Annotated in this window: 1 protein-coding gene; it reads left to right on the plus strand. The window is 52.4% G+C overall.

Going from position 1 to position 909, the window contains the following annotated elements; genetic code table 11:
* The coding region (locus Q1B13_RS26825; RefSeq protein ID WP_299085952.1) for a hypothetical protein at window positions 1-195 on the plus strand (195 nt) is incomplete at its 5' end.
* Window positions 196-909: the final 714 nt, after the last annotated feature.

Consider the following 909-nt stretch of genomic DNA (forward strand, 5'->3'; position numbering starts at 1 on the left):
TCAGACTGCGCCAACCAGAACCCAAATTCTGGCGTCGGCAGATTGATGATTGATCTGCAGGCTCAGGACTCGGGCGCGTCGCAAACAATCGCTGTTTTGTTTGACCGCGTCGGGGGCGCAGCTGACAACACGATCATCCCGCTGAGCGACTGGCGACTGCATGCCACTCTGTCGCAACCTGACCCAATAGAATAGACCCGTATTCGGGATGCCTTGTCGTCATCTGAAACGTCGTTTAGATCACAATTCTGGAGCCATAGCCACTCCGTTGGTGATAGAGCGCGGGTGTAGATTACGAACGTACCCGCGAGACATCTTCTTCAAGCTCCAATTTCGATGAGGAGGATGTAATCGACGACAAAGGACCAGCCAGAGATATGTCGTAAGTGGTGTTCGTGAGCACGCTGCGCAGACCGGATCGGTGAGTAAGGCACGCCGATATTTCGGAATTGGGAGCGCCGGTTTCTATCGCCGGCGGCATCTGTATGACAGCCACTGCGAAGCTGGCTTAATCAACAAGCGATCCGTCCCGCATATGGGCTCGTCGCGACTATTTACGTATGTTTTGTGGACTTATGTCTGTTGTGGCTCTGCCACAGAGCTTTACCACATCCTGTTGCTTCCACAGCGCTTCCAGCGTGGATTGCGGAACGCAAAAAGTCTCGCGAGTTGCGAGGCTAAGTGATTGTCTTTATGTGTTAACGTTTGGTTTCGGGGCGCGTGGTTTAGATCTGTGAGCTTGGGGTTATGAGCCTGACGAGGTGAGGACGTTAAGCAATTGATCCAGTGGATCAATTGTAGTCTAAACAGGCTGTTTTGGATTATCTGACGCTGGTTTCGGGGAGTAGGATTTGAACCTACGTTCCAGCGCTTTGCGCGTTCGTCAGGCAATCGATCCACTGGATTGAT

Source organism: uncultured Ruegeria sp., from assembly GCF_947489545.1.
Lineage (GTDB): Bacteria > Pseudomonadota > Alphaproteobacteria > Rhodobacterales > Rhodobacteraceae > Ruegeria.